The sequence below is a fragment of the Flavobacterium sp. DG2-3 genome, assembly GCF_030730925.1.
Taxonomy (GTDB): Bacteria; Bacteroidota; Bacteroidia; order Flavobacteriales; family Flavobacteriaceae; genus Flavobacterium.
In genome coordinates, this window is record NZ_JAVAMB010000003.1 from 202832 (window position 1) to 222325 (window position 19494).

Annotated in this window: 13 protein-coding genes; 9 read left to right on the forward strand and 4 right to left on the reverse strand. The window is 34.4% G+C overall.

Annotation, left to right across the window (positions count from 1 at the left end; translation table 11 throughout):
- The first annotated feature begins 144 nt into the window (after positions 1-144).
- The 4 genes from Q9Q97_RS06930 (at position 145) to pbpC (ending at position 10245) form a co-directional block, all read left to right on the forward strand.
- On the forward strand, positions 145-1263 hold the full coding sequence (locus Q9Q97_RS06930) for a Fic family protein (protein WP_306155837.1): 1119 nt from the start codon (positions 145-147) through the stop codon (positions 1261-1263).
- 62 nt (positions 1264-1325) lie between these two features.
- Positions 1326-1769: a nucleoside deaminase gene (locus Q9Q97_RS06935; RefSeq protein ID WP_125722166.1), complete on the forward strand. Its 444-nt coding sequence runs from the start codon at positions 1326-1328 to the stop codon at positions 1767-1769.
- A gap of 215 nt (positions 1770-1984) precedes the next feature.
- Positions 1985-7672, forward strand: a complete 5688-nt coding sequence (locus tag Q9Q97_RS06940) for an alpha-2-macroglobulin (RefSeq protein WP_306155838.1) — start codon at positions 1985-1987, stop codon at positions 7670-7672.
- Between the two features lie 197 nt (positions 7673-7869).
- Positions 7870-10245, forward strand: a complete 2376-nt coding sequence (gene pbpC / locus Q9Q97_RS06945) for a penicillin-binding protein 1C (protein WP_306155839.1) — start codon at positions 7870-7872, stop codon at positions 10243-10245.
- Between the two features lie 361 nt (positions 10246-10606).
- Here the strand turns inward: pbpC and Q9Q97_RS06950 are convergent, their stop codons facing one another.
- Both Q9Q97_RS06950 and Q9Q97_RS06955 read right to left on the reverse strand, forming a co-directional pair.
- Positions 10607-12151 carry a ribonuclease E/G gene (locus Q9Q97_RS06950; protein WP_306155840.1) on the reverse strand — a complete coding sequence of 515 codons (1545 nt, stop codon included), beginning with the start codon at positions 12149-12151 and terminating at the stop codon, positions 10607-10609.
- A gap of 386 nt (positions 12152-12537) precedes the next feature.
- Entirely contained in the window at positions 12538-12828 is a 291-nt protein-coding gene (locus Q9Q97_RS06955) for an HU family DNA-binding protein (protein WP_007805026.1), read from the reverse strand.
- 140 nt (positions 12829-12968) lie between these two features.
- Between Q9Q97_RS06955 and mutY the strand changes: the two genes are divergently transcribed.
- Genes mutY through gldD form a run of 4 tightly spaced genes read left to right on the forward strand, consistent with a single transcriptional unit; the run spans position 12969 to position 16372 of the window.
- Positions 12969-14015, forward strand: a complete 1047-nt coding sequence (gene mutY / locus Q9Q97_RS06960; protein ID WP_306155841.1) for an A/G-specific adenine glycosylase — start codon at positions 12969-12971, stop codon at positions 14013-14015.
- A 35-nt stretch (positions 14016-14050) separates the two neighbouring features.
- Entirely contained in the window at positions 14051-14488 is a 438-nt protein-coding gene (locus Q9Q97_RS06965) for a single-stranded DNA-binding protein (protein WP_306155842.1), read from the forward strand.
- A gap of 26 nt (positions 14489-14514) precedes the next feature.
- Positions 14515-15819 (forward strand): gliding motility-associated protein GldE, encoded by a 1305-nt coding sequence (locus tag Q9Q97_RS06970; protein WP_306155843.1) that lies wholly within the window; start codon positions 14515-14517, stop codon positions 15817-15819.
- On the forward strand, positions 15812-16372 hold the full coding sequence (gene gldD, locus Q9Q97_RS06975) for a gliding motility lipoprotein GldD (RefSeq protein ID WP_306155844.1): 561 nt from the start codon (positions 15812-15814) through the stop codon (positions 16370-16372). Before Q9Q97_RS06970 ends, gldD begins: the two co-directional genes overlap by 8 nt.
- A 593-nt stretch (positions 16373-16965) precedes the next feature.
- Here gldD and Q9Q97_RS06980 read toward each other — a convergent pair.
- Both Q9Q97_RS06980 and Q9Q97_RS06985 read right to left on the reverse strand, forming a co-directional pair.
- Positions 16966-17142: a hypothetical protein gene (locus Q9Q97_RS06980; protein ID WP_306155845.1), complete on the reverse strand. Its 177-nt coding sequence runs from the start codon at positions 17140-17142 to the stop codon at positions 16966-16968.
- Between the two features lie 778 nt (positions 17143-17920).
- Complete coding sequence (locus Q9Q97_RS06985; RefSeq protein WP_125722176.1) at positions 17921-18298, reverse strand: heavy-metal-associated domain-containing protein; 378 nt, start codon at positions 18296-18298, stop codon at positions 17921-17923.
- Positions 18299-18400: 102 nt separating this feature from the next.
- Here Q9Q97_RS06985 and Q9Q97_RS06990 point away from each other — a divergent pair, with 102 nt between their 5' ends.
- On the forward strand, positions 18401-19267 hold the full coding sequence (locus Q9Q97_RS06990) for a DMT family transporter (protein WP_306155846.1): 867 nt from the start codon (positions 18401-18403) through the stop codon (positions 19265-19267).
- Positions 19268-19494: the final 227 nt, after the last annotated feature.

Genomic DNA, 19494 nt, shown 5'->3' on the forward strand with positions numbered 1-19494 from the left:
ATGAATTTCAGAGAATAAATGTAGAAAAAAATATGTTGCAAAAAAGCAAGTAGCGGTTTGCGAAATTTTATTTGAGGCAATAAATAAAATTAATTGCCTCAAAAAATCATTATATTTGAGTTGATTAATTTTATTTATTGCCTCATGAAATACAATTGGCAGTTACCAGACTGGGGAAATTTTAAATATGATGACTCGGTCATAGACTCATTATGTGTTGATTTTGCGTTTGAAGCGGGAGAGATAAAAGGTCTTATAGAATCGCTTCCAACCCAAATTCAACAAGAAACTATTCTGCAATTTATGATTTCGGAAGCAGTTAAGACTTCTGAAATTGAAGGGGAATTTTTTAGCAGACAGGATATTATGTCTTCTATTAAGAAGAACTTAGGAATTGCAGATGCTTTTGATCAGGTAAAAGACAAAAATGCTCAAGGAATAGGAAAATTAATGGTGACAGTTCGTAATTCTTATTCTAAAAAACTCGATGAACCGCTAATAAAAGAATGGCATAATATTTTAATGGAGCATTCAAAAGGTGTTAATCCTGGCAAATACCGAATAGGTGAAGAGCCAATGCAGATTGTTTCGGGGGCGTATGGCAGAGAAGTAATTCATTTTGAAGCGCCACCTTCAAATTTCGTTCCGATAGAAATGGAAAAATTTATTAAGTGGTATTATAATTTTGAAGTAAAGGCAAATGATGTTAAAAAAGCATTAATCAAAACTTCGATTTCGCATTTGTATTTTGAAAGTATTCATCCTTTTGAAGATGGAAATGGCAGAATTGGTAGAACCCTTGCAGAAAAATGTCTTTCTGAGTCTTTGAATCGTCCTATTCTAATGAGTATTTCGAGTACTATTGAAGAAAATAAAAAACAATATTATCAGAGCTTAAAATTAGCACAGCGCACAAATGAAATTACAGACTGGATCTTTTATTTTTCGTCTGTAATTCTCGAATCTCAAATAAATGCAAAACAAATTGTTCTACTCACACTTCATAAAAGCAAATTTATGGATCGTTTTAAAAATGAAATGAATGATAGGCAGACAAAAGCGGTTTTGAAAATGTTTGGCAGCAATGGTTCTAGTTTTCAAGGGGGTATGACGGCAATAAAATACGTTTCAATAACCAGAACTTCAAGGGCAACAGCAACTAGGGACTTACAAGATTTAACAGAAAAGAAGATTTTAAAACCAAAAGGAGAAGGTCGAAACCGGTCTTATGATTTGAATTTGCAAGATGGAGAAGTAATTTAAAAGTTTTTAAGTTTCTCTTTTGAAATCAGAGAATACTATTTCAAAATTCTATTTTTGCAATTATGGAAAATCCTTTTACAGACGAATATTTTATGAAGAAAGCTTTGCAGGAAGCTGAAGAAGCCTACTTAAAAGGCGAAATTCCTGTAGGAGCTGTTATTGTTGTAGCCGATAAAGTTATCGCAAGAAGCCATAATCTGACCGAATTGCTAAATGATGTTACGGCTCACGCTGAAATGCAGTCTATTACTGCTGCTGCTAATTTTCTTGGCGGAAAATATTTAAAAGACTGTACGCTTTATGTTACTTTAGAACCATGCCAAATGTGCGCAGGAGCTTTGTATTGGAGCCAGATTTCTAAAATTGTTTTCGGTGCTCGCGACGAACAGCGCGGATTCTTGAATATGGGAACAAAACTGCATCCTAAAACCACAGTGGTTTCAGGTGTAATGGCAAATGAAGCAGCCGATTTAATGAAACGTTTTTTTCTGGAAAGACGTAAATAAATTCCAATAAATACCTTTCTGGTACACTGTAATGAGTTTTAGGTATTTGAGAAACTTCAACAAAAGTTAAATAATCATTATTAGAGAATTTTCTTCTTAAGAAATTCAGAAAATAATTTACTTTTATCATAATTTAATTTTGGGTTCTGCTGTTAATCTTTGACAGCATGCCACATTAAATTACTAGTTTATTAACCGATTAACTGTAGATAGAAGTGAAAGCAAAAGGACTATTTCTCGCATTTTTTGTGTTTTTTATTTTTCAATCCTGCGGGCGTAAATCAGCTGCAGATTTCAATTCCGATTTTTCGTTATTTAAAGATTACATTACCAGTTTTACGGGTGGTATCGTTTCGGCAGATTCTGATATCCGTGTGGTTTTGGCATTCGATAAAAATGATTGGAAACCGAATCAGGAATTAGATGACGATTTGTTTGATATTTCGCCAAGTGTAAGCGGGAAAGTTGTAGCGCTTTCTACCAATACTATAGCTTTTATTCCAGAGAAAAAACTCAAAATGGGTACAGAATATCAAGTTACTTTAAACTTAGATAAGCTGACTGCGATTCCGAAAGAGAAGGAAAAAGAATTGTCTAAATTCAATTTTACAGTAAAAACGGTTAAACAAGATTTCACCATAAATACGGGTGATATTCAATCGTATACTAAAGAATATCAGTATTTAAACTGTACCTTAAAAGTAGCAGATAATATTGATTTGGAAACGGCAATTAAGCTGGTTAAGGCCAAACATAATGGGAATGATCTTAATATTAAGTTTGATAAAAATGTGTCTTCTGGAAAAGAATTTCATTTTATAATTGACAGTATTCAACGTCAGTCAGAAGCTTCAAATTTAGAAATTATCTATGACGGAAATGATTTTGATATCGATCAGAAAGGACAAATTGATTTTCCAATTACAAGCATCAACGAATTTAAAGTCATAAAAGTTGAAGTTCCAGACGGAAACAATCAGCAGGTTTTAATTAATTTTTCTGAACCTCTAGAAAAAGGACAGGATTTTGCTGGATTGGTTTCGATTCAAAATACTAATAATCTGAAATTTTCAACACAAGGAAATTTACTGAAAGTATATTTTACAAACCAAAATGCGCCTAAAAAAGAAGAGCCGGTAGCTGTTGCTGTAGAAGAACCAGCTGCAGTCGCAGTAGATTCAGCTGCAGTAGTAGTTGACTCAGCCGCGGTTGCAGAAGATTCGGCTGCTGCAGTTGTAGAAGAAGCGGTTGAATATGTGCCAGATGAAGAGCCAGAGCAAGTGGTGACAGGCGAATTATTATTAGAAGTTTTTCAGGGAATTGAAAGCCAATACGGTAAAAAACTGGAAAATAATTACAGCGAAAAAATCTCTTTTGATCAGATTAAACCAAACATTCGCTTTGTTAAAAACGGAACGATTCTGCCAAGTTCGAATAATTTAAAATTGAATTTTGAAGCTGTAAATCTGAGCGCTGTTGATGTAAAAGTGTATAAGATTTATAAAAATAATATTTTGCAATTTCTTCAGTATAATGAATTAAATGGCGGGCAAAATCTCAAAAAAGTCGCGCAGCCAATTGCCAAAACCACTTTAAATTTAAGAGAAAGCACGCTCGTAAATCTCACAAAATGGAATACCTATGCTTTAGATTTATCTAAAATTATTAAACCAGAACCAGGAGCAATTTACAGAGTTGAATTTGTTTATAAAAAGAAATATTCGCTGTATAAATGTGAAACTTCTGAAGGAAATGATGACGAAACCGAGGAAGAAGAAGTTGATGAAAACGACGTAAACTACAGCGGTAACTCTTACGATGATTACTATTATTATGACGATTACGATTGGAGGGAAAGTCAAGATCCTTGTACGGGTTCTTATTTTTACAATGCTCGAATCGCAACCAATATTTTAGCTTCAGATTTGGGAGTTATTGCCAAAAGAGGAGAAAATAAATCGTATTTGTTTGCTGTAAACAATATTGTTACAACGGAGCCAGTTTCAAATGCGAGAGTAGATTTATATAATTTCCAACAGCAGAAAATAGCGACAGAAGCCACAAGCAGCGAAGGTATTGCATCTTTCCAATTAGACAAATTCGCTTATTTCGCGATCGTAACTTTAGGCGATCAGTCGACTTATGTGAAGTTGGATGACGGACTTTCTTTATCGGTAAGTAATTTTGATGTTGCGGGAGAGACTTTACAGAAAGGCTTAAAAGGATTTATTTACGGAGAAAGAGGCGTTTGGCGTCCTGGAGATAATTTGTATTTGTCTTTTATTTTGAATGACGCTGCGAATAAACTTCCGAAATCACATCCAATTAAGTTCAGATTAAATGATCCGAACGGAAAAACGGTTTATCAGACCATTCAAAAAACAAATGAGCTAAATCATTATGCTTTTACAGTTCCAACAAATCAAGATGCGCCAACAGGAAATTGGGAAGCAATGGTAAGCGTTGGAGGTGCGAAATTCTATAAGAGCATCAAGATTGAAACAATTAAACCAAATCGTTTAAAAATCAAAAATACCTTTAGCAGAAAAACACTTTCAGCATCGTATCCTAACACAGATAATCTGGAAGTAACTTGGCTTCATGGAGCAATTGCAAAGAATTTGAATGTAGAAATGCAGGCTAAATTCTCTCAGCAAACCACGACTTTTAAAGGTTTTGAAAAATATACTTTTGATGATATTGTACGACAGTTTAGTACAGAAGAAATCAATGTTTTCTCAGGAAAATTAAACGAAAGCGGAAAAGCTTCTGTAAATATTCAGCCAAGATTGCAAGGTCAGGCGCCAGGAATGTTACGTGCTTCATTCATTACAAAAGTTTATGAAGAAGGCGGTGATTTTAGTACAGATGTAATGTCGACGACTTATTCGCCATACAAAACCTACGTCGGACTTAAAACGCCAGAACTCAACAAGTACAGCATGCTTGAAACGAGAACAAACAATCGTTTTGAGGTGGTAACAGTTGATGAAAACGGCAGGCCAAAATCAGTCCGCAATCTTGAAGTACGAGTTTACAAAGTAGACTGGAGATGGTGGTGGGATTCTTCGAGCGATAATTTGTCAAATTATAACTCGTCAAACTCAACGACTTCTTATAAAACCTTTGTGATCAATACAGATTCTAGCGGAAAAGGAAGTTTCCAATTTGCCTTAACAGATGAAGAATGGGGACGTTATTTAATTCGTGTTGAAGATCAGCAGGATGGTCACGCAACCTCTTTAACAGTAAATATCGACTGGCCAATCTGGTCTGGAAAAACACGTAATAGAGATGCTTCTACAGCAAATATGTTAGTGTTTTCTACCGATAAGAAAAATTATGCTGTTGGAGAAAAAGCACAAATTTCTTTCCCTTCAAGTGAAGGCGGACGTGCGTTGATTTCAGTAGAAAACGGATCGAAAGTAGTGCAAACTATTTGGGCAGAAACCAAAAAAGGAGAAACAAAAGTAGAAGTTCCGATCACGGGAGCGATGGCGCCAAATGTGTATTTCAATATCACATTATTACAGCCTCACGCCTCAACCAAAAATGATTCTCCGATTCGTATGTACGGAATTGTGCCGATTGAAGTGGTAGATAAAAATACGATTTTGGCACCGACAATTTCGATGCCTGATGTTTTACGACCAGAACAAAACTTTACCGTAAAAGTGGGTGAGAAATCAGGTAAAGAAATGACTTATACTATTGCAGTTGTAGACGAAGGACTTTTGGATTTAACTCGTTTTAAAACGCCAAATGCTTGGGACAGTTTCTATGTTCGTGAAGCTTTAGGAGTAAAAACCTGGGACGTTTACGATGATGTAATAGGAGCTTACGGCGGAAAAATAAATCAGATTTTCAGTATTGGTGGAGATCAGGATTTGGGTGGAGGAAAAGCCAAAAAAGCAAACCGTTTTAAGCCTGTGGTACTGTATTACGGTCCATTCAAATTAGGAAAAGGAGAAACAAAATCACATCAGTTAAAATTGCCAAAATACATTGGTTCTGTTCGAACAATGGTTGTGGCGGGAGACGCAAATACAAGCGCGTACGGAAGTGTTGAAAAAGCAACACAAGTGAAGAGTCCATTGATGGTTTTGGCTTCGTTGCCAAGAAAAATTTCACCATCAGAAAAAGTGACACTTCCAGTAACTGTTTTTGCTACAGAAAATAAAATCAAAAATGTTTCGATTCAGGTAAAAACCAGCAACGGATTGAAAGTTATGGGAAGCGCAGTTCAGAGACTGAATTTTGCTCAGCCAGACGAAAAAATGGCGTATTTTAATTTAGTTGTCGGTTCGGCTACAGGAATTGCAAAAGTTCAGGTAATCGCAACGTCAGGAAGCGAGAAATCAGTTTACGATGTGGAGATCGATATGACAAATCCAAATCCGGTTACGAGTACTTTTACCGATGTTGTATTAACGCCAAATAGCACCAAAACCATTTCATGGAAAACATTTGGAATCGCAGGAAGCAACAAAGCTAGATTGGAAGTTTCGTCAATGCCTTCTATGAATTTGAATGGAAGATTACAATTCTTGATTCAGTATCCGCACGGCTGTGTAGAACAAACGACTTCATCTGTTTTTCCGCAATTATATTTAGCCGATGTAGCTGATATTGATGCAAAACGCAAAGATTTGATTCAGAAAAATATCGCAGCAGGAATTGCAAGATTAGGTAATTTCCAGTTATCAAATGGCGGAATGCCTTACTGGCAAGGTAATGCAATTGCAGACGATTGGGGTACTTCTTATGCTGGACATTTCTTAATTGAAGCAGAGAAAAAAGGATATGTATTGCCAATTAATTTCAAATCAAAATGGCTATCGTATCAGCAGAAAGAAGCGAAACAATGGCGTTTTGAACCGAAATATGGAAATGATTTAGCGCAAGCATATCGTTTGTACACTTTAGCTTTAGCCGGAAATGCCGATTTATCAGCAATGAACAGATTGAGAGAAACAAAAGGCATTTCGAACGAAAGTATGCTTCGTTTGGCGGCGGCTTATGTTTTAGCAGGTCAAAAATCGGCTGGACAAAGTCTGTTCTTGAAAACGAGTATCGACGGAAGTTCAGACGGCTACAGCTATTACTATTATGGTTCTAGCGAAAGAAACAGAGCAATGGCTCTAGAAACCATGCTACTTTTAGATCAAAAACAAAAAGCGTTTGTTACAGCAACAAAATTAGCCAAAGAAATGTCGGCTAATCAATGGATGAGTACACAGACAACGGCTTACTGTTTGTATGCGATGTCGAAATTTGCGGTGAGTAACGGTCCAAAAGGAATCAATATTCAGTTTAGTAAAAACGGAAAAGGAGAAACGATAAACACAGGAAAATCGGTTGCAGATCGCAGTCTATCTGTTGCTTCTGGAACAAACAGTATTACGCTGAAAAACAATAAAGCGAATACGGTTTATGTTCGCGTATTAAATACCGGAATTTTACCAATCGGACAAGAAAATGCAGTTCAAAGTGATGTTACAGCTTCTATTGTTTTCAAAAACAGAAAAGGAAGTGTAATCAATGTTTCGAAAATCAGTCAGGGAACTGAATTTATTGCTGAGGTAACTATTAAAAACCAAAGGGGAGAAAGTGTTCAAAATGTAGCATTATCGCAAATTCTTCCTTCAGGATTCGAAATTGTAAATACCCGTTTCACAGATTATGGAGACGCTGTAAATAACATTGCTGATTATATTGATATTCGAGATGATAGAACAAATTTCTATTTCGGAATGAAAGCCAGAGAAACCAAAGTTTTCAGAATCCTGTTAAACGCATCGTATTTAGGAAATTATTATCTGCCAGGATTGCAATGCGAAGCGATGTATGATAATACATTCTTGGCCAGAACAAAAGGATTCTGGGTCGAGGTTGTGAAGTAAAATTTTTTTTTCGCCACGAATTCACGAATTATTATAATTTAAATTCGTGAATTCGTGGCAAAAAAAATGTGAAAAAAGTCTCCCGCAGATTTTGCAGATTAAGCAGATAGAATAAATCTGTAAAATCTGTGAAATCTGCGAGAGAAAAAACTTTGCGTCCCGATAGCTATCGGGATTGCGGTTAAAAAAAGTAAGTGTTGAAAAATAAAATAAAAGCGTTCTTTCAGCGCATTATCAATTGGATAAAAAAGAATAAAATAAAATCAGCAATTGCATTTCTGCTCTTGCTGATTTACTATTTTTCGATACCTCGAACATTATTCAAAGAACCTTATTCGACCGTTATAGAAAGCAAAGAAGGAGAATTGTTAGGCGCTAAAATTGCCCGTGACGGTCAATGGCGTTTTCCTGCACAGGACAGTGTTCCCGATAAATTTAAAAAATGCATTGTTTATTTCGAAGATGAATATTTCTATAAACATCCCGGCTTTAATCCAGGAGCGATGATAAATGCTTTCAAACAAAATAGAAAAGCAGGAAAGGTCGTTAGGGGAGGAAGTACACTTACGCAGCAGGTTATTAGGCTTTCGCGAAAAGGAAAAAACAGAACCTATTTTGAAAAATTCATCGAAATTATTTTAGCGACAAGATTAGAATTAGGTTATTCTAAAAATGAAATCCTCGAAATGTACGCCGCACACGCTCCGTTTGGAGGAAACGTTGTCGGACTCGAAATGGCTTCTTGGCGTTATTTTGGTGTTCAATCGAATCAATTGTCTTGGGCAGAAAATGCAGTTTTAGCGGTTTTACCTAATGCTCCAAGTTTGATTTATCCGGGAAAAAATCAAATAAAGCTATTAAACAAACGAAACCGACTTCTGTTAAAACTGCATCAGGAAGGAATTATCGATAAACAGACGTACGAACTTTCGATAGAAGAGCCATTACCTCAAAAACCGTATGATTTGCCTCAAATCGCACCGCATTTGCTTCAAAGAGTAGCAAAAAGCGAAGAAGGAACAAGAGTAAAAACCACAATTGATTATGCTTTACAGAATAGAGTCAATCAAATTGCGAGATATTATTACAATCAATACAAACAGAATGAAGTTCATAATCTGGCGATTTTAGTTATCGATGTTCAAAGCCGAAATGTAATGAGTTATGTTGGAAATGCTCCAGCAGACGCCGATCATCAAAAAGACGTGGATATTATTGATGCGCCAAGAAGTACGGGAAGTATCTTAAAACCACTTCTGTACGGTGCTATGCTTGATGATGGAGAGTTATTGCCGAATACTTTAATTGCCGATATTCCAACACAAATTTCGGGTTATACGCCTCAGAATTTCAATCTGACTTTTGACGGAGCCGTTCCAGCGCATCGTGCATTGTCACGTTCCTTGAACATTCCGGCAGTTTTGATGTTACAGGATTTTGGCGTGAATAAATTTTATGAAGAATTGCAGAAATTCAACTTAAAGAACATTAATAAAACACCAGATCATTATGGTTTATCGCTCATTTTAGGAGGTGCTGAAAGTAATTTATGGGATTTATGCCGTACGTATGCGAATCTTTCTTCTACAGTCAATTATTTCAATAAAAATAAAGGACAATACCGAACTAACGAATTTACCGAACTCAATTATAAAAATGATTTTAAACCCGATTTTGGTTCACAAACGAATCAGAAGAATATTTTGGGAGCAGGTTCAATTTGGCTGACTTACAACGCAATGGAAGAAGTCAACAGGCCAGAAGGAGACGAAGCTTGGAAGTTTTATGACAGTTCGCTTAAAATTGCCTGGAAAACAGGAACCAGTTTCGGGAATAGAGATGCGTGGGCAATTGGAACAAATTCAAGATATGTAGTCGGAATTTGGGTTGGAAATGCAACCGGAGAAGGTCGTCCAACATTAACAGGAGTTACGAGCGCAGCGCCTATTTTGTTTGATGTTTTTAATTTATTGCCAAGACAAAGATGGTTTGATACTCCGTACAAAGATTTGGCAGAAGTTGAGGTTTGCCGATTAAGCGGTTATCTAGCGAAAGATAATTGTCCGAAAATCAAACAATGGGTTACTAAAAAAGGAAAATCTACCAAGGTTTGTCCGTATCATAAAACGATTCATTTAGATAAAACAGAACAATTTCAGGTCAATAGCAGCTGCGAAAACATTGATAATATAGTGACTAAAAACTGGTTTGTACTACCGCCAGTTATGGCTTGGTATTACAAAAGCCAGCATATAGAATATTTGCCGTTGCCGCCATTTAAAGAAGGCTGTGAAGGAACGCAAACCACAACAATGGATTTTATTTATCCTAAAGCAAATAGCAAAATCTATTTAACGAAAGACTTCAGCAGTAACGTGCAGCCTGTAATTTTGAAAGTCGCTTATTCTGAAAGAGATAAAGAACTATTCTGGTATGTTGATAATGTGTATAAAGCAACAACTAAAACGTTTCATGAATTGCCAATTACACCAACAACGGGGACGCATTATATTACGGTTGTAGATGCTTCTGGAAATGAAATTAGAAGAAGAATTGAGATTGTGAGAGAATAAAATTGAAAGAAATTCCAATGCTTTAAAATTCCAAATTTTAAAAAAAAACTTTTTTGTAGTTGACTTCGTCTGGCTGAGCGGAGTCGAAGCTCACGTGCCAATTGGAGCGCCCTTCGACTTCGCTCAGGGTGACAAATGCATCCTTTTTATCGATAAATTTCTTCTGGGAAAACGGAACCCTAGCCCAGATAGAAGTGGAAATCCTTTTGCTTTTTTCTTTAAAAAGCAAAAGATTGGAACGGATAGCTGGAAATTGCTCCTAAAAATTTCTAAAATCAAATTGAAAATCCAAATGAGATAGCTTCATTCTTCGCAATGACACATAAAAAAACCGCTAATCTTTCGAAAAGCGGTTTTGATTTTATTCTGAAATAACATTTCCTTTATTATCGTAGAAATGATATTCTAAGTACGTGTAAGCGTCACGAGGTATGATTTTCACCCATTTCTTATGTTCAAAAAACCATTTTGAACGTAATGATGGAAAACCTTTGCTGAGGTATGCAGCCACAAACGGATGTGTGTTAAGCACAACTTTATTGTGGGTTTTTAAAAGTCTTTCTAAATCAGAGGTGATCTTGTCAATTATTAGTATTGGTGCTTCAATTTCACCATTTACTTTATTTGGATCTTCTTCTCTAGTTTTAATGTTAACTTCTGGTCTTACTCGCTGTCTGGTAATCTGGACAAGTCCAAATTTACTCGGCGGTAATATTTTATGTTTTGCTTTATCGTCGCTCATTTCTTCTCGCAAGAAGTCGAACAAAACTTTCCTATTTTCAGGATTAGACATATCGATAAAATCAACTACGATTATTCCGCCCATATCACGCAGACGTAGTTGTCTTGCGATTTCAGCAGCGGCAATCATATTTACTTCCATGGCAGTATCTTCTTGGTTGGTCGCTTTGTTAGAACGGTTTCCGCTGTTTACGTCTATAACGTGAAGAGCTTCGGTGTGTTCTATAATAAGATAAGCACCTTTACTCATGGAAACAGTTCGGCCAAATGAAGTTTTGATTTGTCTCTCTATATTGTATTTCTCAAAAATCGGAGTGTCATTTGATTGATAAAACTTAACAATCGATTGTTTTGAAGGGGCAATTTCTTGCAGATATTCCTTCGTTTGATGGTACAACTCTTCATCATCTATTTGGATACCGCTAAAGGTATCATTGAATACATCTCTTAATATTGAAGAAGCTCTGTTAAGCTCTCCTAATACTTTTGACGGATGATGAGCAGTTGGTAATTTTTTACACATTGCAGACCATCTGCTAAGCAGGTTCTGCAAATCTTTTTCTAATTCGGCTACGTTTTTGCCTTCTGCTACTGTACGAACAATAACACCAAATCCTTTAGGTTTGATCGATAGAACAAGTTTTTTTAGACGATCCTTTTCTTTTTTGTCTTCTATTTTTTGAGAAATAGAAACGCGATCAGAAAAAGGAACTAGAACAATAAATCTTCCGGCAAGAGAAAGCTCAGCACTTATTCTTGGTCCTTTGGTTGATATAGGTTCTTTAACTACTTGAACTAAAACAGATTGATTGGCACTTAAAATATCAGTAATGATGCCATCTTTGTCAATCTCTTTTTCAAACTGAAAGGTTTTTAGGGAGAAATCTTTTAATTTACCTGCGCTTACAAGTTTTATGAATTTCAGTTGGGAAGCTAAGTTTGGACCCAAATCGTGATAATGTAAAAAGGCATCTTTTTCGAAACCCACATTTACAAAAGCAGCATTAAGTCCGGCAACTGGTTTTCTGATTTTGGCAATAAAAATATCACCAACCTGAAAGTTGCTTTTCTCTTCTTCTTTGTGTAATTCAATTAGTTTTCCATCTTTTAATAAGGCAAAATCTACGGCTTCAGAACTAGATCTAATGATTAATTCTTTATTCACACTGTAAATTTTTATCTGTTTTTTCAGAAAATAGAACTAAAGAGAAAAGAATATAGACTTAGAAAAAATCTAAAATCTGAAATCTAAAATCTAAAATCTTATCTACAGATGGATTAAACAATATTTTAAACAGGTATTATACCCGGCGAAAACTAGCTGGCAGTTTGCAGTGGTAAGTAATCAGTGGACTGAACACTAAATACTGATGACTGAATACTAATTTTCAATTTCAATGAACTTTTAAAAAGAAAAAAGTAGTTTAAAACTACTTTTTCTTTTTGTGGCGGTTAGCTCTCGCTCTTTTTTTACGTTTGTGAGTCGCTACCTTATGTCTCTTTCTTTTTTTACCACTTGGCATATCGTGTCAGATTTTATGTTAATTAATATTATTTTGCTTCGTTGTTAGTTTTAACTCCTTCTACAAAAACTTTTGCAGGTTTAAACGCAGGAATGTTGTGTGCTGGAATTTTAATAGTAGTGTTTTTAGAAATGTTTCTTCCAGTTTTTTCAGCTCTAGTTTTAACGATAAAACTACCGAAACCTCTTAGGTATACATTGTCTCCAGTCTCTAAAGAAGTTTTAACTTCTTCCATAAAAGTTTCTACTGTTGCTTGAACGTCTCCTTTTTCAAGACCTAGCTTCTCTGAAATCTTCGCTACGATATCTGCTTTCGTCATTTTCTTTCCTATTTTATTTTATAAATGGTGTACTATTTTTTTGAGTTTGCAAATATAGGAATTAAAAAAATAATTAATCAAGCTAAATCGTTAAATTTTAATTACATAAACATTTACTTTTGCAATCTAAGTATTTTCGAATGGATTTTTCTAACATATTGATAAAATGGTATTTACAAAACAAGCGTGATTTACCGTGGCGAAAAACGGTCGATCCGTACCAAATTTGGCTCTCAGAAATTATGCTTCAGCAAACGCGAGTTGCTCAAGGAATGCCTTATTTTTTTTCATTTACGAAGGAATTTCCTACTGTAAAAGATTTGGCAGATGCCTCAGAAGAGAAAGTTTTGAAACTTTGGCAAGGTTTAGGATATTATTCTCGAGCTAGAAATCTTCATAAAACAGCTCAATATATAAGTAATGACTTAAATGGTATTTTTCCTGATTCTTATAAAGAACTTTTAAAACTAAAAGGAGTAGGAGAATATACAGCCGCTGCAATTGCTTCTTTTTCTTATAATGAATTGGTTCCTGTTGTAGACGGAAACGTGTTTCGGGTTCTGGCTCGTTATTTTGATATTGAATCGGATATTGCACTTCCAGCAACCAAAAAAGAGTTTGCGGCTTTGGCAAACGAGTTAATGCCTACAGATAGTCCGGCTATTTTTAATCAGGCCATAATGGAGTTTGGTGCGCTTCAGTGTGTGCCTAAAAGTCCAAACTGTTCGGTTTGTGTTTTTAACGAAAGCTGTGCTGCATTGCAAAAAGGAAAAGTTAATGCGCTTCCTGTTAAGTCGAAAAAAGTAAAAGTCACCAATCGCTTCTTTAATTATCTCATTTTAGAAGATGCTTTAGGAAACACATTAATCCAAAAAAGAACTCAAAAAGGAATCTGGCATAATCTATATGAGTTTCCGCTTTTGGAAACTCCGTCAATAATTGATTTTGATATTGCTTCCAAAACGATCAAGAATGAAATTTTTCCAGAGTATACTATTATAAGTATAGAAGATTATAGCGAATCGACTCTTATACATAAACTTTCGCATCAGCATTTGCATATACAATTTTGGAAAATTAAGATAAAAGAAGAAATTGAAAACGGAGTGGATTCTCAAAAATTAAAAACTTTTCCTTTTCCAATTGTCATATATAATTTTATAGAAAAGCAAGAAATAAATTGCTAAAAAAATGTATCTTTGGGAGAAATACCACCAAAACTATGAACGGAACATTAAATAAAGTGATGCTTATTGGCCATTTAGGCGATGATGTAAAGATGCATTATTTTGATGGAGGAAACTGCATCGGACGTTTTCAGCTGGCTACAAATGAAGTGTATATCAATAAAACGACCAATGAAAAGATAACTTCTACAGAATGGCATAATTTGGTTGTGCGTAATAAAGCGGCAGAGATTTGCGAAAAATATCTTTCTAAAGGAGATAAAATTTATGTGGAAGGTAGAATAAAATCTCGTCAGTGGCAGACAGAAGACGGAACGACAAAATATACAACAGAAATTCAGGTTACGGAGTTTACTTTCCTGACAACAAAAAAAGAAACTGCTTATACGAAACAAAACCAGGATACAGAGTCGGCAAAAAATGCTAACTTTGATGCTCCTGAAGGACTTCCGATAAATGATCTGCCCTTCTAAGTGACGTTTAACTAATTTTATACAGTTTGGACCCAGAGCCCAGTTTACTTTTTTCTACAAATTTTGACGCTAATTTAATTATTGGTTTCGTCGGAATTTTTATTTTGTTATTTCTTTCGGCCATTGTTTCTGGTGCTGAAGTAGCCCTTTTTTCTTTATCACAGCAAGATATTGATGATTCTTTAAACGATAATCCTGCAAAAGGTAAAATTATTTCAAATTTACTGGACAAGCCCAAAAAGCTTTTGGCAACGTTACTGGTTGCAAACAATTTTTTTAATATTGGCGTAGTAATCCTATTTGCTTATATGGGACAAAATATTTTTGTCAATGTAAGTTCGCCTGCATTTAAATTCACACTAGAAGTAATCGTAGTTACTTTTCTAATTTTATTATTTAGCGAAGTGCTTCCAAAAGTTTATGCAAGCAGAAACAGTATTCGTTTTGCTAAGCGAGTTGCTTATCCGCTGGCTTTTCTAGATAAAGTGCTTTCTCCTATAAGCTTGCCAATGCGCGCTGTTACCTTATATTTGCAGCATAAATTGGGCAAACAAAAAAATAATTTTTCCATCAATCAGCTTTCTCAGGCTTTAGAATTAACCGATTCTGAAGGAACTTCAACAGAAGAACAAAAGATTCTGGAAGGAATTGTTTCTTTTGGAAATACGGATACAAAGCAGGTAATGAGTCCGAGAATTGATATTTTTGCATTGGAAATATCCGAAACATTTGCAGAGATTTATCCTAAAATAATAGAAACAGGTTTTTCAAGAATTCCCGTTTATCGTGATAATATCGACCAAATTGAAGGCGTGCTTTTCGTGAAAGATTTGCTTCCGCATATTGATAAAGAGGAATTTGATTGGACTTCTTTAATTAGAGAAGCCTTTTTTGTTCCTGAGAATAAAAAATTGGATAATCTTTTAAAGGATTTTCAGAGTTTGAAAAGCCATTTGGCGATTGTAGTCGATGAATATGGCGGAACATCGGGATTAGTTTCGTTAGAAGATGTTATCGAAGAAATAGTGGGAGATATTAGCGACGAGTTTGACGATGAAAATCTAAACTTCTCACAGATTGATGAAAACAATTTTCTTTTTGAAGGAAAAATAAACCTCAAAGATTTCTACAGAATTGTAGATGTTGACGAAGATGTTTTTGAGTCTCACAAAGGAGAAGCAGAAACTTTGGCGGGATTTATTCTCGAGATTTTAGGAAATTTTCCGAAAAAAGATCAAAAAGTACCTTTTGAAAACTGTATTTTCACTGTAGAAACAGTAGATAAAAAGCGTGTAAAACAAATAAAAGTAACAATAAATCAAAATGTTTAATAGAATACTTTCAATAACAGCAATTTTGCTTGCTCTAACGGTTATAAGCTGTAAAAATGATGTTTTGCCAAAACCAGCGAGCTACCTGCGATTGGATTATCCAGAAGCAAAATATGTGAACTTTGAAAACAATTGTCCGTTTGCTTTTCAAATGAATGAAGATGCGATTATTAAAGGAGAGAAAGAATGCGGTTTTGCAATTACGTACCCGAAGATGAAAGCGACCATTTATTTGACCTACAAGCCCGTAAATGGCAATATTGATAAATTACTACGCGACGCTCAAAAACTGACTTACGAGCACGTTATTAAAGCCGATGATATTTTAGAACAGCCGTATTTAAATCCACAGAAAAAGGTTTACGGAATGTTTTATCAAGTAGACGGAAACGCAGCGACAAATTCTCAGTTTTACGTTACCGACAGTACAAAACATTTCTTAATAGGTTCGATGTATTTTTATGCAAAACCAAACTTTGACTCGATTATGCCTGCCGCGAGTTATGTTAAAAATGATATGCAGAGGTTGATGGAGACGTTGAAGTGGAAATAAAAATAAAAAAGGATTCGATTTGAATCCTTTTCTGTTATTGCAAGAGGTATGTAGATAATATTTATATAGCTTAATGTAGTTTGTAAATTATACGAGAAAAAATTAAGTAAAGTTGGAAAATAGTTACAAAAAAAGTAGAAATTTCAAGGAATGTAATATTTCCAAAGTATTGTTCTAAATTAAGGTTTTCTGCGACATTTACTCTCATATTATTGATTTTTTTAAAAAAATATAGCACTGAAATCATCCAGCTAAAACTCAAAAAAATAAACACACTACCTCCTTCTGGCATACTTTCGCTTCGAATAAAATCATAAATCTTAGCTATTAAAACTATAGCAAAAAAAAATATTACGCAATAGATAAGTAATCTCACTAAATTGGATTGTTTTTTCAGAATTTTATAAAAAGAATAATTTGTTACACAAACTAATGTGCTTAAAACGAAATAATACATTTTTTAATTTTTAATTGAAAAATAGTTTTTCTCTATGCTGGCGTGGGTGTATCTCTTGTGCATTTTTTTAATAGCAATATTATTTAAGGATTGTATTATAATTTTGAACTCCAAATAAGCAAAAACTGTAAAGCGCTTATGCTAGAAAAAGCAATAATAGACTGTGCTCTTCTATATTTTTTTCTTTTGTTTGGCTAAGTTTTTCGATATTAAAGTTTTGTATATAATTTATAAATGCTTCATCAAATAAAAATTTTATAGCATTGAAAAATATGATTCCATAGCTAATTAAGGTTAGAACAATTATTTTCATTTTTTTTGCATTGGGCTGTTTTACATACTGGTCAAAGTAAAAAAACTTTATTAAAAATAAGAACAGAAAAAAGTAAACACTTACATAGAAAAATTGTTTGTAGCTAAAGCAATCATTTAATATTATTCTTTTTAAGATAAAATAATTTAGTAATCCGTATAGTATGGTTAATATTAAGTTTATGGACATTATCAATAAAATTTAATTGGATTAATCATTTTAAAAAAATCACTCTGCTGGTGCTGGTGTTTCACTCGTGCCAAAATGAAAATTTGCAAAATTATTTCAATTCATAAATCATTTTTAATTGCATTATAAAACTAATTAGAAAAATAAGTGTCAATAAAATTTTCTTATCAATCATCTTTACAATAGCATCATTAAAAGTATTGAAAGATTTCTTGGCTATCTCATGAATCATGAACTTATTTAAAAAATAAAAAAAGATTAAGATATAGCTAAAGAAGAATAAGCGGTTAAATATTGGTCTTGCTAATAAGCAAGGAGTAAAATTTAATTCATGCAATATAATTATAAGGAGAAATAGTGATGTGATAAAAAATCGTGCTAGAGATTCTAATTTCAGCAGTTTATTCAAATGCATGTAGATGTATATGTTTAATGATAAGAAAAAAAGCATGTAAACATAGTTGGGCATTTGTAATTAGATTTAGATGAATTAAACTTTTTCGTTTTTAGCAAATATAAATTTTTTGGATCTTGTATATAAAAAATGCGCTCAAATTTGAGCGCATTTTTTATAATTGAATTTTCGAATTTAAGACTTAAAATTCGAAACCTTATATGTTTTTCCATCGCCAGTATCTTGAACCACTTTCGTTAAAGATTCTGGGTTTTGAATAGTTTTATCAAAACTTACCGTCGCTGTTTTTTTGTCAAAATCAACAGTTGCTTTGTCAACTCCGTCAAGATTTGCCAATTCTTCTTCAATTGTTTTTGCGCATCCTACCGCACAAGTCATTCCGTCAATTGTAAAGCTTGCAGTCTGTAAATTTTCTGCAGCAATTGGTTTGTGTTCTTTTGGAGCAGTTTTTTCTGCATTTACAACTTGAAGACTTTTATCTTCTTCTTTTTTACAGCCAACAAATACTAAACCAGCGATTGTTGCAGCGATTAAGATTTTTGAAATTTTCATTATATATAAATTTTAAATTGCGAATTAGGTTGTTTGCAAAATTAATAAAAAGAGAATGCTCAGTTCGTAAAATAATTACAAATTTGCAGTAAATAACAATTTATGGACACAAAACAGTTAAAGTGGATTTACTTAGCGATTCTTTCTCTTATCTGGGGAAGTTCTTTTATTTTAATAAAAAAGGGACTAATCGGACTGACTGCCATTCAAGTTGGTTCGTTCCGAATTATTTTTGCCGCGCTGTTTTTGTTGATTTTTGGTTTTAATAGTTTGAAAAAAATCTCTCGCCGCCAGTGGAAGTATGTTGCTATAACTTCTCTATTCGGAACTTTTATGCCAGCTTATCTTTTTGCGATTGCAGAAACTCAGGTCAGCAGTTCTATTGTAGCGATTTTAAATTCATTAACGCCTTTAAATACTTTGGTTTTAGGAATTATAGCATTTGGAATTCAGTTTCAAAGGCGACAAGTTTTAGGCGTTTTTGTTGGGCTTGTAGGCTGTCTGCTTTTGGTTTTAAGCGGAGATTCTTCAAGCGGAACGCAAAATTATCTTTATGTTGTATTGGTTGTAATTGCGACGCTTAGTTATGCAATCAACGTAAATCTGATTAAGAAATATCTTCACGACTTAAATTCGGTTAGCATTACAACAGGAAATTTTGCAGTTTTGTTTTTGCCAGCCTTAATTATTCTGAGTACAACAGATATCGGCCAGAAAATACATTTTGCAGAAACGCAGCATTCTATACTTTTTGTAATGATTCTAGGGGTTTTAGGAACCGGAATAGCCAATATCCTTTTCTTTAAACTGATTCAGATATCGTCGCCAGTTTTCGCAACTTCAGTAACGTATCTAATTCCGATTGTGGCGTTCTTCTGGGGATTGTTTGATAATGAAGTGCTTACGCCAATTCAGTCAGTTGGTGCTTTTGTTATTTTAATCGGAGTTTATTTATCGGCGAAGAAGTAAGACTTGGGCTTCGACTCCGCTCAGCCTGACAATAGGTATGGTTAATTGTTTATTGCAGTGTCACCCTGAGCGAAGTCGAAGGGCACTCCAACTGGAACGGGGTTTCTCCCGAGGCTTCGGGACGCTCAGCCTGACAAAACTTAGCGTAAAAGAAAAGCTTTGTCAAAGTTTAAAACCTTGACAAAGCTGATAAAAAACTTTGTGCCTTTGAGCCTTTGTGGCTATGT

Bases quoted from the DNA above. Each gene is read 5' to 3' on its own strand.
- Q9Q97_RS06930 (WP_306155837.1), top strand. From the start codon at position 145: ATGAAATACAATTGGCAGTTACCAGACTGGGGAAATTTTAAATATGAT.
- Q9Q97_RS06935 (WP_125722166.1), top strand. From the start codon at position 1,326: ATGGAAAATCCTTTTACAGACGAATATTTTATGAAGAAAGCTTTGCAG.
- Q9Q97_RS06955 (WP_007805026.1), bottom strand. From the start codon at position 12,828: ATGACGAAAGCAGATATCGTAGCGAAGATTTCAGAGAAGCTAGGTCTT.
- mutY (WP_306155841.1), top strand. From the start codon at position 12,969: ATGGATTTTTCTAACATATTGATAAAATGGTATTTACAAAACAAGCGT.
- Q9Q97_RS06965 (WP_306155842.1), top strand. From the start codon at position 14,051: ATGAACGGAACATTAAATAAAGTGATGCTTATTGGCCATTTAGGCGAT.
- gldD (WP_306155844.1), top strand. From the start codon at position 15,812: ATGTTTAATAGAATACTTTCAATAACAGCAATTTTGCTTGCTCTAACG.
- Q9Q97_RS06980 (WP_306155845.1), bottom strand. From the start codon at position 17,142: ATGAAAATAATTGTTCTAACCTTAATTAGCTATGGAATCATATTTTTC.
- Q9Q97_RS06985 (WP_125722176.1), bottom strand. From the start codon at position 18,298: ATGAAAATTTCAAAAATCTTAATCGCTGCAACAATCGCTGGTTTAGTA.
- Q9Q97_RS06990 (WP_306155846.1), top strand. From the start codon at position 18,401: ATGGACACAAAACAGTTAAAGTGGATTTACTTAGCGATTCTTTCTCTT.